General features: G+C 71.5%; 13 protein-coding genes. 7 read left to right on the top strand and 6 right to left on the bottom strand.

Annotated features, from left to right (window positions below; all coding sequences use genetic code 11):
* From IFT36_RS16405 to IFT36_RS07835, 4 genes are all read left to right on the top strand, one after another.
* Positions 1–1,558 (top strand): sensor histidine kinase (locus tag IFT36_RS16405; RefSeq protein ID WP_307785058.1); only part of this gene is annotated, 1,558 nt, incomplete at its 5' end.
* Positions 1,559–1,788: 230 nt separating this feature from the next.
* Positions 1,789–2,445: a PepSY domain-containing protein gene (locus IFT36_RS07845; RefSeq protein WP_200412820.1), complete on the top strand. Its 657-nt coding sequence runs from the start codon at positions 1,789–1,791 to the stop codon at positions 2,443–2,445.
* Positions 2,446–2,516: 71 nt separating this feature from the next.
* Complete coding sequence (locus IFT36_RS07840) at positions 2,517–3,392, top strand: alpha/beta fold hydrolase (protein ID WP_056047320.1); 876 nt, start codon at positions 2,517–2,519, stop codon at positions 3,390–3,392.
* A 9-nt stretch (positions 3,393–3,401) separates the two neighbouring features.
* Entirely contained in the window at positions 3,402–4,451 is a 1,050-nt protein-coding gene (locus tag IFT36_RS07835; RefSeq protein WP_056047318.1) for a lipoate--protein ligase family protein, read from the top strand.
* A gap of 93 nt (positions 4,452–4,544) precedes the next feature.
* On the opposite strand, the gene IFT36_RS07830 is transcribed toward IFT36_RS07835, so the two are convergent.
* Positions 4,545–4,829: a GNAT family N-acetyltransferase gene (locus IFT36_RS07830; RefSeq protein WP_200412819.1), complete on the bottom strand. Its 285-nt coding sequence runs from the start codon at positions 4,827–4,829 to the stop codon at positions 4,545–4,547.
* A gap of 71 nt (positions 4,830–4,900) precedes the next feature.
* Between IFT36_RS07830 and IFT36_RS07825 the strand changes: the two genes are divergently transcribed.
* On the top strand, positions 4,901–5,761 hold the full coding sequence (locus tag IFT36_RS07825; RefSeq protein WP_200412818.1) for a DNA-methyltransferase: 861 nt from the start codon (positions 4,901–4,903) through the stop codon (positions 5,759–5,761).
* 114 nt (positions 5,762–5,875) lie between these two features.
* On the opposite strand, the gene IFT36_RS07820 is transcribed toward IFT36_RS07825, so the two are convergent.
* The 3 genes from IFT36_RS07820 to IFT36_RS07810 form a co-directional block, all read right to left on the bottom strand.
* The gene (locus tag IFT36_RS07820) at positions 5,876–6,046 is read right to left on the bottom strand and encodes a hypothetical protein (RefSeq protein WP_157485415.1); all 171 of its coding nucleotides are present in this window, start codon (positions 6,044–6,046) and stop codon (positions 5,876–5,878) included.
* 150 nt (positions 6,047–6,196) lie between these two features.
* Positions 6,197–6,793, bottom strand: coding sequence for a MarR family winged helix-turn-helix transcriptional regulator (locus tag IFT36_RS07815; RefSeq protein ID WP_200412817.1), 597 nt, complete (start codon positions 6,791–6,793; stop codon positions 6,197–6,199).
* Positions 6,794–7,190: 397 nt separating this feature from the next.
* Positions 7,191–9,020 (bottom strand): MDR family MFS transporter, encoded by a 1,830-nt coding sequence (locus IFT36_RS07810; RefSeq protein ID WP_249408527.1) that lies wholly within the window; start codon positions 9,018–9,020, stop codon positions 7,191–7,193.
* 137 nt (positions 9,021–9,157) lie between these two features.
* Here IFT36_RS07810 and IFT36_RS07805 point away from each other — a divergent pair, with 137 nt between their 5' ends.
* Positions 9,158–9,967: a M15 family metallopeptidase gene (locus tag IFT36_RS07805; RefSeq protein ID WP_200412816.1), complete on the top strand. Its 810-nt coding sequence runs from the start codon at positions 9,158–9,160 to the stop codon at positions 9,965–9,967.
* A 136-nt stretch (positions 9,968–10,103) separates the two neighbouring features.
* On the opposite strand, the gene pgm is transcribed toward IFT36_RS07805, so the two are convergent.
* Positions 10,104–11,723, bottom strand: coding sequence for a phosphoglucomutase (alpha-D-glucose-1,6-bisphosphate-dependent) (gene pgm / locus IFT36_RS07800; protein ID WP_200412815.1), 1,620 nt, complete (start codon positions 11,721–11,723; stop codon positions 10,104–10,106).
* A 69-nt stretch (positions 11,724–11,792) separates the two neighbouring features.
* On the opposite strand from pgm, the gene pheA reads away from it, so the two are divergent.
* A complete protein-coding gene (gene pheA / locus IFT36_RS07795) occupies positions 11,793–12,746 on the top strand; it encodes a prephenate dehydratase (protein WP_200412814.1) in 954 nt (317 codons plus the stop codon).
* 51 nt (positions 12,747–12,797) lie between these two features.
* Here pheA and IFT36_RS07790 read toward each other — a convergent pair whose 3' ends face one another.
* A complete protein-coding gene (locus IFT36_RS07790) occupies positions 12,798–13,823 on the bottom strand; it encodes a diacylglycerol/lipid kinase family protein (RefSeq protein ID WP_200412813.1) in 1,026 nt (341 codons plus the stop codon).
* Positions 13,824–13,872: the final 49 nt, after the last annotated feature.

Below are 13,872 nucleotides of genomic sequence, written 5' to 3'. Positions count from 1 at the left end.
CGCCGGCACCGGGCCGCGGCGGGTGCGACGGGCGTCGCTGCGGTCGCGCATCACCGTGGCCGCCGTGCTCGCCGTGGCGCTGACCCTCGGGGTGTTCGCCCTCGTCTTCGCGCTCGTGCAACAGGCCGTGCTCGCCGACGCCCCGCGCCAGGCCGCCTCGGCCGACGTGGACCGCGCCGTGTCGGCCCTCGCGATCGGTTCGACGCCGAGCGTGGCCGTCGCGGGCGAGACGGACGGGTCGCTGGTCGTCGTGACCGACGCGTCCGGGCGCGTGCTCGCCGTGGGAGGCGACGACGACCTCGCCGACGTCGCCTCGTCGATCGCTTCGTCCGGTTCGGGGGACCGGGTCTCGCTCGACGGCGACGCGTTCGTCGTCGAACGCGAGGACGTCGGTGTCGAGAGCACCGCGACGCCGACGCCGGCCGCGTCGACGCCGACCCCGACGCCGACCCCCACGGGTGACGACGACGACGACGCCGACGACGACTCCGGGTCGGGCGGCTCGCGCTCCGACGACGGCGAGGCGGACGACGACGCCACGTCCTCCACCGACGACGCCACCCCCGTCCCCACCCGGGTCGTCACGACAGGGTACGGCGTCGTGGCCGCGCGCTCCCTCGAGGAGGCGAGCGCCGCCTCCTCGGCCAGTCTCGTCACGCTCGGCGTGGCGATCCCGATGGCCCTGCTCGTGCTGGGCGTCACCACCTGGCTCGTCGTGGGCCGTGCCCTGCGCCCGGTCGAGTCGATGCGCCGCGAGGTCGACACGGTCACGGCCCAGAGCCTGTCGCACCGGTTGCCCGACCCGGGCGGCGGCGACGAGATCGCCCGCCTCGCCCGCACGCTGAACGGCATGCTCGACCGGCTCGACTCGTCGGCGACGGCCCAGCGGCGCTTCGTCGGCGACGCCTCGCACGAGCTGAAGACGCCGCTCGCCACCATCCGGCAGCACGCCGAGGTCGCGCTGCTGCACCCCGGCAGCATCGACGGTGCGGCCCTGGCCGGCACCGTGCTCGGCGAGGAGGCGCGGTTGACGGCGCTCGTGCAGGGCCTGTTGGTCCTCGCCAGGGCGGACGAGGGCGCCCTGGGCGTGACCCGCCGCCCGGTCGACCTCGACGACCTCGTGGTGTCGGAGACCGCCCGCCTGCGCGGCGTCGCCCGTCCCGACGGTCGGGGGCCGCTCGCCGTCGACGCCACGGCCGTCGGCCCGGCTCGCGTCGACGGCGACGAGGGGCTGCTCGGCCAGGTCGTGCACAACCTCGTCGCGAACGCGGCCCGGCACGCCGACGCCCGCGTCGCCGTGGCCCTCGCCGAGCGCGACGGAGGCGTGGTCCTCACCGTGGACGACGACGGCGCCGGGGTGGCCGAGGCGGACCGCGAGCGGGTGTTCGACCGGTTCGTGCGCCTGGACGAGGCCCGCGCCCGCGACGCGGGCGGCAGCGGACTGGGGCTCGCCATCGTGCGCGAGATCGTCCGGGTCCACGGAGGCGCGGTGTCGGTCACGGCCTCGCCTCTCGGAGGTGCCCGGTTCGTGGTCCACCTCCCCGCCGGTCCCGCCTGACCCGAGCGCCCCACCGGGTGGTCGGCGGGTTCCCGCCCTGCGGGGCGGGTGCGCGCCGACCCGCCGAGGGGCACGTGGACCCGCCCGCTCCGGTGACGCGACCCGCGCCTCCTGAACGGATCTTCAGGTCGCTTCAGGACCGCTTCAGTGCCCTCTCGCGAGAGTGGGGTCCATCGGCTCGAGAGAGCGACAGACCCGGCCGCCCGGCGGCCCCACGAACGGAGCGAACCATGCTGAAGAACACCCTCACCAAGAAGAAGTCCCTGCTGATCGCCGGCGGAATCGCGGGCGTCCTCGTGCTGGGCGGCGGCGGCGTGGCCCTCGCCTCGGGCCTCGACGACGGCGTGTCCGCGCAGACCCGCGACCGGGCCCAGGAGGCGGCGCTCGCCGAGACCGGCGGCGGCACCGTGACCGAGGTCGACACCCTCGACGACGGACTCGTCGGCTACGAGGTCGAGGTCGTCCTGCCCGACGGTCGCGAGGCGACGGTGCTGCTCGACGACGACTGCTCCGTCACCTCGAGCCGCGTCGACGACGACGACTCGCGCGGGTCCGGCGCCACCCCGACGCCCGTCGCCGGCGAGGACCGCGACGACGACTCGCTCGGGTCGGACGCCACCCCGACGCCCGTCGCCGGTTCGGGGCGCGATGACTCGACCCGCGACGACTCGGCCCGTGACGACGACCTGACCGGCGCGGACTACGACCGGGCCGCGGCCGCCGCCCTCGCCGCCGCCGGTGGGGGCACGGTGACCGACGCCGACCGCAGCGACGACACCGGCGTGGCCTACGAGGTCGACGTGCGCCTCGACGACGGCACCGAGGTCGACGTCGACCTCGACCAGGCGTTCGGCGTGGTGCGCACGGACGTCGACGCCCGGCGCTGACGGGACGGGGCCCGGCGGGCCCGGGCCGGACCGGCCCGGCCCGCGGGGCTCCGTGATGGGAGACTGGCTCCGTGCCCACCTTCTCCGCCGCCCGAGGCGACTACGAGTTCACCGATGCCCACGGCGTGACCGTGCACTACTACGTCTGGAAGGCGGCGTCGCCCAAAGCCGTGGTGCAGCTCGCCCACGGCCTCGGCGAGTACGCCCTGCGCTACGAGGACCTCGCCCAGGACCTCGTGCGGGCCGGCTACACGGTCTACGCGAACGACCACCTCGGTCACGGCGAGACCGGCCTCGGCCAGTGGGGCGGTGACCACACGAAGCTCGGCCGCCTGGGCCCGTCGGGGCTGCGCGGGGCGATGGAGGCGGTGGTCCGGTTGACGGGCATCGCGCGCTCCGAGAACCCCGGCTCGCCGCTCGTGCTGCTCGGGCACTCGTGGGGCTCGTTGATGGCGCAGAAGCTCGTCGACGAGGGCTCCGACCGGTTCGACGCCGTCGTGCTGAGCGGCACGGCCTACCGCATGCCCGGCAGCATGAACGCGGGCGACCTGAACGCCCGGCACGCCCACCTCGGCGACACCGGCTACGAGTGGCTCAGCCGGGACCAGGCCGTGGTCGACGCCATGGCTGCCGACCCCCTGTCGGTGCAGGCGACGGCCCGACAGCTGTTCGGCACGGCCGACACGCTGCGGCTGATGGGTCGCCCCTCGACCCGGCTCGCGAGCGACCTCCCCGTGCTCGTCCTCGTCGGCGACGACGACCCGCTCGGCGGCGAGGCCAGCGCCCGCAAGCTCGCCGACGCGTACGTCAACCGCAGTCGGCTCAGCGACGTCGAGCTCGTGGTCTACCAGGGCGCCCGGCACGAGGTGTTCCGCGAGACCAACCGCGACGAGGTCGTCGCCGACCTGGTGCGGTGGCTCGACGACCGCGTGGGGCACCAGGCATAGGCTGCGACCATGCACGGTGAGTACAAGGTCCCAGGCGGAAAGCTCGTGGTCGTCGACCTCGACGTCAGAGAGGGGCGCATCGCCGGGTTCCGTCTCGCCGGTGACTTCTTCCTCGAGCCCGACACGGCGCTCGACGCCGTCGACCGGGCGGTGAACGGCCTGCCGGTCGAGTCCGACGCGGCGACGATCGCGGCGACGATCAAGCAGGGGCTGCCGGCCGACGCGGTGTTGCTCGGCTTCTCGCCCGAGGCGATCGCCGTGGCGATCCGCCGCAGCCTCTCGAAGGCGACCGATTGGCGCGACTACGACTGGCAGATCATCCACGACGCCCCGGTGTCGCCCAACGTGCACCTCGCCCTCGACCAGGTGCTGACCGAAGAGGTCGGAGCGGGCCGTCGCGGGCCCACCCTCCGCTTCTGGGAGTGGGACCAGCCCGCCGTGGTCATCGGCAGCTTCCAGTCGTTGAAGAACGAGGTCGACCTCGACGCCGCCTCGACCCACGGCTTCGAGGTCGTGCGCCGCATCAGCGGCGGCGGTGCGATGTTCATGGACGCCCAGTCGATCGTGACCTACTCGCTCTACGCCCCGGGCGAGCTCGTGCAGGGCATGAGCTTCGCCGACTCGTACGCGTACCTCGACGAGTGGGTCATCACGGCGCTCAAGTCGCTCGGCATCGACGCCTTCTACCAACCGCTCAACGACATCACCAGCGCCAAGGGCAAGATCGGCGGGGCCGCGCAGAAGCGCCTGGGCAACGGGGCCCTGCTGCACCACGCCACCATGTCGTACGACATGGACGGCGACAAGATGGTCAAGGTCCTGCGCATCGGCCGCGAGAAGATGAGCGACAAGGGCACCACCAGCGCCGCCAAGCGCGTCGATCCTCTCCGGAGCCAGACGGGATTGTCCCGCGCCGAGATCATCGAGCGGCTCAAGCAGACCTTCACCGGCCTCTACGGGGCGACCGAAGGGCACGTCACCGAGGCCGAGCTCGAGAAGGCCGAGCAGCTCGTCACCTCGAAGTTCGCGACGCCCGAGTGGCTGGCGCGCGTGCCCTGAGCCCGTGAGGGGCGCCGTCGAGGCGACCCGCGCCTCCTGCCGGGGGTACGGCTCAGAGGTTTCGCCGTGGTCGCCTCGGCGGCCGCACCGCGGTCAGCGGTCGAGCAGCTCGCGGTAGTCGACGTGGTCCTCGACGAAGTCGACCACGAACGGGCAGAGCGGCACGACGCGCAGGTCGGTGTTCGCGCGCACGTCGTCGAGGGCGCCCTGGACGAGCCGGGCCCCGAGGCCGGCGGATCGTCGGCTGGGGTCGATCTCGGTGTGGGTGAAGCGGATATCGTGGCCGGCGACGTCGTAGGCCGCGAAGCCGATCGTCTCGCCGTCCTCGACGAGGGCGTACTGGTTCTGGGTGGGGCGGTTCTCTACCTCGGTGGTCATCCCGACACGCTACGCGCCCCGGGCCGGGAGTCGGGCGCGTGTCGGTGCCCGCCAGGCAGCAGAATGGTCGGATGCCCCTCGACTGGACCACCGCCTCCCCGAGCCTCGTGGTCCACGGCGACGCCCTCGACGTCACGGCGCAGCTGCCCGACGGCGGGTTCACGATCGTCTACCTCGACCCCCCGTTCAACACCGGACGGCAGCAGCGTCGCCGGTCGACGACGTCCGTGCGCAGCGCCGAGGACTCGACCACCTCGGTGGCGGGCTTCAAGGGCGTGCGGTACGAGCGCATCCGGGGCGACCTGATGGGCTACGACGACCGCTTCGAGGACTACTGGTCGTTCCTCGAACCGCGCCTGGCCGAGGCCTGGCGGCTGCTCGCCCCCGACGGCACCCTCTACCTGCACCTGGACTACCGCGAGGCGCACTACGCGAAGGTGCTGCTCGACGCGCTGTTCGGGCGGGACTGCTTCCTGAACGAGATCATCTGGGCCTACGACTACGGCGCCAAGAGCCGCACCCGGTGGCCGACCAAGCACGACACGATCCTGGTCTACGTGAAAGACCCCACGAAGTACCACTTCGACTCGACGAGCGTCGACCGCGAGCCGTACATGGCCCCGGGGCTCGTCACGCCCGAGAAGGTCGCCCGGGGCAAGCTGCCGACCGACGTGTGGTGGCACACCATCGTGTCGCCGACCGGTCGCGAGAAGACCGGCTACCCGACGCAGAAGCCCGAGGGCGTCCTGCGTCGCATCGTGCAGGCCTCGAGCCGCGAAGGCGACTGGGTGCTCGACTTCTTCGCCGGCAGCGGCACCACCGGGGCGGTGGCGGATGCCCTCGGTCGTCGTTACCTGCTCGTCGACAGCAACGAGGAGGCGGTGGCCGTCATGCGCAGACGGCTCCCGTCGGCGCAGGTCGAGGCGGTCTGACGGCGTGCAGGTCGGCGGCCGAGACGGCCGTCGTGACCGACCCGCGCACGAACGACACGAGTTGCTCGTGGGTCAGACCCTGCATCTGCTGGGCAGAGAAGCCCGACGGGCACGTCATCGCACGACGCCGAGCGCGAGGAGCAGGGCGGCGACGAGACTGACGCTCGCGCCGGTGGCAGCCGTCGCGATGACGGCGAGCGTTCGCTGGCGGGCGGTGTCGCGCACCTCGGAGAAGGTGCTGCGGGCGGTGGTGCGGTCGCTGCGAGCGACGTCGATCGTGGTCATGTTCGGCTCGTCTCTGGCACCCCTGCGATGCCTGGCGGAACGGTGGGACTTCGGACGGTCACGACACCGCCGTGAATCGGTGTCGCGCGGTCAGACTGTCACGTCGATGGTTAGTCGATCTAGTCAGTTCACCAGTTGTTCGCTCAACGGCTAGGACGGATGGTGACCCGTGCCCGTGCCCGTGCCCGTGCCCGTGCCCGTGCCCGTGCCGGCCCGGTCGGCCGGATCGCCGTCGACGTGGTGGTCGTCGATCTCGATCGCGGCCGTCATGCGCTGCAGGAAGCCCACGACCACGGCCGCCTCGTCGGCGTCGAGCGACTCGGCCGTCGAGATCATGCGGGCGTGCATCGCCGCCATGGTGTCGCGCACCTCGGTGTTCGAGTCGCCCGTGGCGGTCAGCAGGACCCCGCGCTTGTCGGTCGGGTGGGGGTGGCGCAGCATGTGCCCGCTTGCGACGAGGCGGTTGATCAACACCGACGTCGACGCCGAGGTGATCTTCAGCTGGGCGGCCAGTTCTTTCGCGCTGACGGGGTCGCCGAGCCGCTGGGCCCGGAGCAGGAACCGCAGGGCCGCGAGGTCGGTGTCGTTCATCTTCATCGACTTGCGGGTGCGGGCCCGCATCGCGACCTCGGCGGCACGGTAGGCGCGGAGGGTGTTCAACACCGTGACGCCGCGCTCTTCGGTGCTGCTGCTGTACCAATAGCCGGACGCGTCGAAGGGCGCGGCGGTGGCGTGCTGATCGGGCATGAGGGGGAGTCTAGCCCCGTCGCTAGTCCGTCTAGCAAAAAGTCATCGCTGACCAGGTTTTTCTCGTTGTCAACCCCTGTGCTGCGGCTCGTGGCCGTCCTAGGCTCGACATGTCCGCCTCGAGTGGGCAGAGGCGTCCCGCCGTGTCGACCAGAGCTTCACGCAGGGAATCGATTCGGTGGGGCGTCCCATGACGGAGAAAGGCCGCACACCCCGTGGGTGTGCGGCCTTCGGTCGTCTCGCCTCCCGCGTGAGCTTCACGGGCAGGGAACGCCGGACGCGGGACGAACCGTTCGGCACCGAAGCGCCGTCGAGGGAACGCTACCCGACACTTGCCGTGTCGCGACACCAGCTCGAGCGGATCGGGTGCCGGGCGAACGTCGCGCCGGGCACCCGATCAGCGCCGAGACGAGGTGTCGCCGCGCCGTTCTTCCGTGGGCACGACGTCGATCGAACCCGTGTCGGGGGCGACCAGCGAACCGGACTGCGCGGCGGCGGCCTGCGCCGCGAGTGCGGCGTCGGCGGCCACGGCGGCCCGCGCGTCGTCGGCTGCCTCGTCGATGGCCGACTTCTGGCGCAGCGGCGTGGCCTTGAGGAAGAAGCTCAGCACGAAGGCCACGAGCACCACCACCAGGGCGACCCAGAAGACCGTCACGGCCGCGTTCGCGAAGCCGTCGAGGAACGGCGCGGCGAGACGGCGGTCGGCCGTGTTGAGGAACGACGTGTTGCCGTCGAGTGCGCCGCCGACCTGCGACGTGTCGCCGCCTCCGGCCGCCTGGTAGAGCTTGAGGATCGCGGCGTTCGCCGGGTCGCTCAGCACCGACTGGTCGGCGAGGGCGGCCTGGGCACGGCCCTGCAGGCTCGAGTCGGCGAAGGCGTCCGCGATCGTCCGGGGGATGCGGCTGAAGAGCACGGAGAACAGCACGGCCGTGCCGAGCGTCCCGCCGATCTGTCGGAAGAACGTCGACGCCGACGTGGCCACGCCGATGTCGCGGGCCGCGACCGAGTTCTGCGAGGCGATGGTCAGGGTCTGCATCAGCTGTCCGAGTCCCAGGCCGACCAACAGCATGCCGACCATCATGAACCAGTACGGCTTGTCGAACGAGAGGTTCGTGAACCAGAAGAACCCGGCCGCCATGAACGCCGTGCCCGTGATCGGGAAGATCTTGTACTTGCCCGTCCGTGAGATGAGCTGGCCGGCGACGATCGACGAGATCATCAGGCCGGCGATCATCGGCAGCATCTGGAAGCCGCTCTCGGTCGGGGTCGCCCCGTTCACGAGCTGCAGGTACAGCGGAACCGTCAGCAGGGCGCCGAACATGCCGAACCCGACGAGCACGCCGAGCACGGTCGCCATCGAGAAGGTGGGGTTGCGGAACAGCTTGAGCGGGATGAGTGCGTCGTCGCCCATCGATCGCTCGATCACGACGAACGCGACGATGCCGACGGCCCCGATCACGTAGCAGGCGAAGGCTCCGGGTGAGCTCCAGCCCCAGGTGCGGCCCTGCTCGGCCACCAGCAGCAGCGGCACGGCGGCCACGATGACGGCGGCGGCGCCGAACCAGTCGATGCGCACGTTCTCACGACGCTTCTGGCCCGGGATGTGCAGGAACCGCACGACGATGAACAGCGCCACGATGCCGATCGGCACGTTGATCAGGAACACCCAGCGCCAGCCGGTGACGAAGAGGATCTGGTCGGCTCCGGCGAACAGCCCGCCGACGAGCGGGCCGATGACGCTCGAGATGCCGAACACGGCGAGGAAGTAGCCCTGGTACTTCGCGCGCTCACGCGGGGCCAGGATGTCGCCCATGATCGTCAGCGGCAGGGCCATGAGGCCGCCGGCGCCCATGCCCTGGATCGCCCGGAAGATGGCGAGCTGGTACATGCTCTCGGAGAAGCCGGCCGCGACGGACCCCAGCAAGAAGATCGTGATGGCGATCAGGAAGAGCGGTCGCCTCCCGAAGATGTCGCTGAGCTTGCCGTAGATGGGCGTCGAGATGGTCGACACGATCAGGTAGGCGGTGGTCACCCAGGCCTGCAGGCTGAGCCCGTCGAGGTCGTCCGCGATCGTCCGCATCGAGGTGCCGACGATCGTCTGGTCGAGGGCCGAGAGGAACATGCCGGCCATCAGGCCGAAGATGACGTACAGGATCTGGCGGTGGGTCATCAGGCCCTGGCGCTCGGCGGGGGCCGTGGTCGTGGGTGCGGAGGCGGCGCTCGACATGGTGTCTCTTCTGTCTGGAAGGGGAAGGCGCGACGAGGAATTGCGCAGTACGCAAAGTTACTTCACGGGCAAGCATCCGACAACAAGAGGAATCGTCCGTCCCTGTCGGTCCGTTGCTCGTGACTAGGCTCGACGCGATGTCACGCCGCCCCTCCCTGCCGCACCCCGCGGCCACCGTCCTGGCCGTCGTCCTCTCGGCCGGCCTGCTGGCCGCGTGCTCGGGGGGCGCGCCCGAGCCGAGCCCGAGCACGTCGGTCGCGACCGTCTCGCCGACGCTCACCCCGACCCCGACCCCGACCGAGGAGGCGCCTCCCACGTCCCCCACGACACCCGCGTTCGACAAGGCGGCCCGGTCGGTCGACGACCCCGCCAGCCTCTGGGTCGTCAGCGACAAGCTGCGCGCGCTCGACCCGGTCGACTACGTCCCCGGCGATCTCGTCACGCCCGACGTGGCGCACCAGAACCCGCCGACCCTCCGCGCCGAGGCCGCCGCCGCGGTCGTCGAGATGTTCCGGGCGGGCGAGGCCGAGGGGGCCGGGGCGTTCCAGGTGCAGAGCGCCTACCGCTCGTACGACACCCAGGTGAGCGTCTACGCCGGCTGGGTCCAGCGTCTCGGGCAGGCACAGGCCGATGCACAGAGCGCCCGTCCGGGATTCAGTGAGCACCAGACCGGGCTCGCCCTCGACATCAGCCCCGTGCCGCTCAGTTGCGCGTTGCAGGCCTGCTTCGGCGACACGCCCCAGGGGACGTGGCTGGCGGCCAACGCGTGGCGCTTCGGGTTCTTGCTGCGCTACCCGGCGGACAAGGTCGCCGTGACGGGCTTCACCTTCGAGCCGTGGCACTTCCGGTACGTGGGCGTGCCCCTCGCCACCGAGATGCACGACACGGGCGTCACCACGCTCGAGGAGTTCTTCGGCCTACCGGCCGCCCCCGACTACGCGGGCTGAGCCTGTCGCCCGGCCGCCGCCGCCTGCCCGCCGCGCACCCCCGCGAACCGCGCGACGGGCGTGTTCGTCGGACGAGGGCGACCGAAGTCGCCCGTCCGTCACGAACACGCCCGTCGGGCGGTGCGGGAGGCGCGGGTCAGGCGCCGAGCGCGGCGTCGACGATGGTCTTCGCCTCGGCCTGGACGCGGGCGAGGTGCTCGGGGCCCTCGAACGACTCGGCGTAGATCTTGTAGACGTCCTCGGTGCCGCTGGGGCGGGCCGCGAACCAGGCCTTGTCGGTGACGACCTTGACGCCGCCGACGGCCGCGTCGTTGCCCGGAGCCTTGCTGAGCTTGGCCGTGATGCGGTCGCCCGCGAGCTCGGTCGCCTCGATCGCGTCGCCGTCGAGCTTGCCCAGACGGGTCTTCTGCTCTTTCGTCGCCGCCGCGTCGACCCGCTGGTAGACCGGGTCGCCGTACTTCTCGACCAGTTCGGCGTAGAGCTGCGAGGGGGTCTTGCCGGTGACGGCGATGATCTCGCTCGCGAGCAGGGCGAGCAGGATGCCGTCCTTGTCGGTCGTCCAGACGGTGCCGTCCTTGCGCAGGAAGGACGCACCGGCGCTCTCTTCGCCACCGAAGGCGACCGAGCCGTCCACCAGGCCGGGGACGAACCACTTGAACCCGACCGGGACCTCCCACAGGCGACGCCCGTGCGACTCGGCGACCTTGTCGATGATGCTCGACGAGACCAGGGTCTTGCCGATGGCCGCGTCGTCGCGCCATTCGGGGCGGTGCGTGTAGAGGTAGTCGATGGCGACCGCGAGGTAGTGGTTCGGGTTCATCAGGCCGCCGTCGGGCGTGACGATGCCGTGCCGGTCGGCGTCGGCGTCGTTGCCGGTCAGGACGTCGAACTCGTCCTTGCGGCGCACGACGCTGGCCATCGCCGAGGGGCTCGACGGGTCCATGCGGATCTTGCCGTCCCAGTCGAGCGTCATGAAGCGCCAGGTGGGGTCGACGCCCGGGTTCGTGACGGTGAGGTCGAGGCCGTAGACGTCGCGGATCGCACCCCAGTACTCGACGCTCGCGCCACCGAGCGGGTCGGCGCCGATCTTCACGCCGGCCTTCTTGATGGCGTCGATGTCGATGATGTTGACGAGGTCGCCCACGTAGCCGCGGAGGAAGTCGTGGCGGCCGGGCGTGCCGACGCCGCGCTTCACGTCGACGTTGCCGGCGGCGATGATCTCGTTGGCGCGGTTCGCGATCCAGTTCGTGGCGTCGCTGTCGGCCGGCCCGCCGTGGGGCGGGTTGTACTTGAAGCCGCCGTCGCGGGGCGGGTTGTGGCTGGGGGTGACGACGATGCCATCGGCCTTGTCGGTGTTCGCGGGGTCGTTGTTGTAGACCAGGATCGCGTGGCTGAGCGCGGGCGTCGGCACGTAGCCGCCCTCGGCGTCGGCCAGCACCTTCACGTCGTTGCCGGTGAGCACCTCGACCGCGGTGCGCTCGGCGGGGCCGCTCAGGATGTGCGTGTCGCGCCCGATGAACAGCGGGCCGGTGATGCCCCGGCCCGCGCGGTACTCGACGATCGCCTGCGTGATGGCGGCGATGTGGGTCTCGTTGAAGGCGGCGTCGAGCGAGGACCCGCGGTGGCCCGAGGTGCCGAAGACGACCTTCTGCTCGACCTCGCCGACGTCGGGGACGAGTTCGTAGTACGCGGCCGTGACCTCTTCGGGGTCGATCAGGTCGCTGGCTTCTGCGGGGGTTCCGGCACGGTCGGTCATGGGGACATCCTGGCACCCGCCGCCGACCTTCGTCGCGGTGCCCGGGCGGCTCTCAGTAGGCTCCTCGTCATGCCGACCCGCGCCTCCTCGACGACCTACAGCTACCTCGGGCCCGCGGGCACGTTCACCGAGGCGGCGCTCAAGCAGGTGCCCGAGGCCGTCGGGGCCACCTGGAAGAGCGTCAACAACGTCGGCGAGGCCCTGGCCGACGTCGTCTCGGGCGTCAGCACGGCCGCGATGATCGCGATCGAGAACAGCGTCGAGGGCGGGGTCAGTGCGACGCAGGACGCCCTCGCCACGGTGCCGGGCCTCCGCATCGTCGGCGAGTACCTGGTGCGCGTCAACTTCGTGCTCGTCGCCCGGCCGGGCACCCGCATCGAGGAGGTGCGGCTCGTCAACGCGCACCCGGTCGCCTACGCGCAGACCCACCGCTGGCTCGAACGCAACCTGCCCGGCCACGGTCACCTGCCGGCCTCGTCGAACGTGGCCGCCGCCGCCTCGCTGCTCGAGCCGGGCGGCGCCGGGGGCTCCGCGGACGCCGCGGTTGCGCCTCCCGGCATCACCGACCACCACGACCTCGAGGTGCTCGCCCGCGAGATCGGCGACAACGACCAGGCCGTCACGCGCTTCGTGCTGGTCAGCCGGACGGTGCCCGTGCCGCCCGCGACCGGTGCCGACAAGACCAGCCTGATCGTCGAGCTGCCGGCCGACGGCTCGGGGGCCCTGGTCGACATGCTCGAGCAGTTCGCGACCCGCGGCATCAACCTCAGCCTCATCCAGTCGCGGCCGATCGGCGACGCCCTCGGGCGCTACCGGTTCGTCATCGACCTCGAGGGGCACGTGCTCGACGAACGCGTGGCCGACGCCCTGCTCGGGCTGAAGCGCTTCAGCCCGAGCGTGATGTTCCTCGGGTCGTACCCTCGTGCCGACGGCGCCCCGGCCGAGGTCTCGCCGCGGTACGACGACGAGGCCTTCGTCGACGCCCGCGACTGGCTGCGCGGGTTGATCAGCGGCCTGCGCTGATCAGCGGCCTGCGCTGAACACCGGCCGCGGTCGGTCGGCCGCCTGTGCCGATCAGGCGTCGGCCGGCACGCGGACGGTCAGGCCGCCCGGGTCGACGACCGCGCGCAGGGCGACGACCTTGCCGACGGAGTCGCCGTCGATCTCGAAGTCCTGGGGGGAGTCGAGTCGGACCACGAGCTTCTTGCCCTTGTTGTAGCGCAGGGTGCGCACCTCGCGGCTGTTGGCGGCAAGGATGCGGCGGCCGACCTGGGTGCGGCGCATGACGCCGTTCTCCCACACGATCTTGATCCAGATCTGCACCCAGCCGAAGAAGCCCTCGGGGCGCAGGGCGACGATGTCGAAGATGCCGTCGTCGATCGCCGCGTCGGGCAGCAGCATGATGTTGGCGGGCAGCAGGCCGCAGTTGCCGACGATGATCGTGTGGGCGCGCATCGACTTGCGGCCCTGGTCGTCGAGCTCGTACCGGACGTCGATCTTGTTGTCGTCGCGGAGCGCGCGGGCGATGGCGTCGACGTAGGCGAGCCACCCGACGCGCTTCTTCAGCTCGTCGTTGGTGTTCGCGAGCATCTTCGCGTCGAGGCCGACGCCCGCCATGACGACGAACGCCTTGGTCTCGCGCGAGCCGTCCTCACGCTCGACGTCGACGACGCCGAGGTCGATGTCACGGTCGCGACCGCTGAACGCCGTCGCGATCGAGTCGTCGAGGTTGTCGAGCGAGAGCTCGAGGTTGCGGGCCAACAGGTTGCCCGTGCCCGAGGGCAGCAGGGCGAGGGACGCGTCGGTGCCCTGCAGGGCCTCGGCCACGGCACGCACCGTGCCGTCGCCCCCCGCGGCGATCACCATGTCGACGCCCTCGGCGAGGGCCTGCTTCGTCACCTCGCCGCCCGGGTCTTCCTTGCTGGTCTCGTAGAACTTCGTGGGGGCCCAGCCGTTCGAGAACTCGTGGCGCCCGACGGCCGTCTTGATGGCGTCGAGGTCGACCTTGATCGGGTTGTAGACGACCGCGGCGGTCTGGCGAGCCGTCTCGGGCTCGGATGCCGAGGCGTGCTCGGCGGGGGAGGGGGAGGTGGCGGTCATGGGGCGAGCGTATTGGACGCACCCCCGTGAGGTAACGGGAAGGCGAAGG

Origin of the sequence: Frigoribacterium sp. CFBP 13605 (assembly GCF_014839405.1) — a bacterium.
Lineage (GTDB): Bacteria > Actinomycetota > Actinomycetes > Actinomycetales > Microbacteriaceae > Frigoribacterium.
This window is presented reverse-complemented; position numbering and strand designations above follow the sequence as displayed.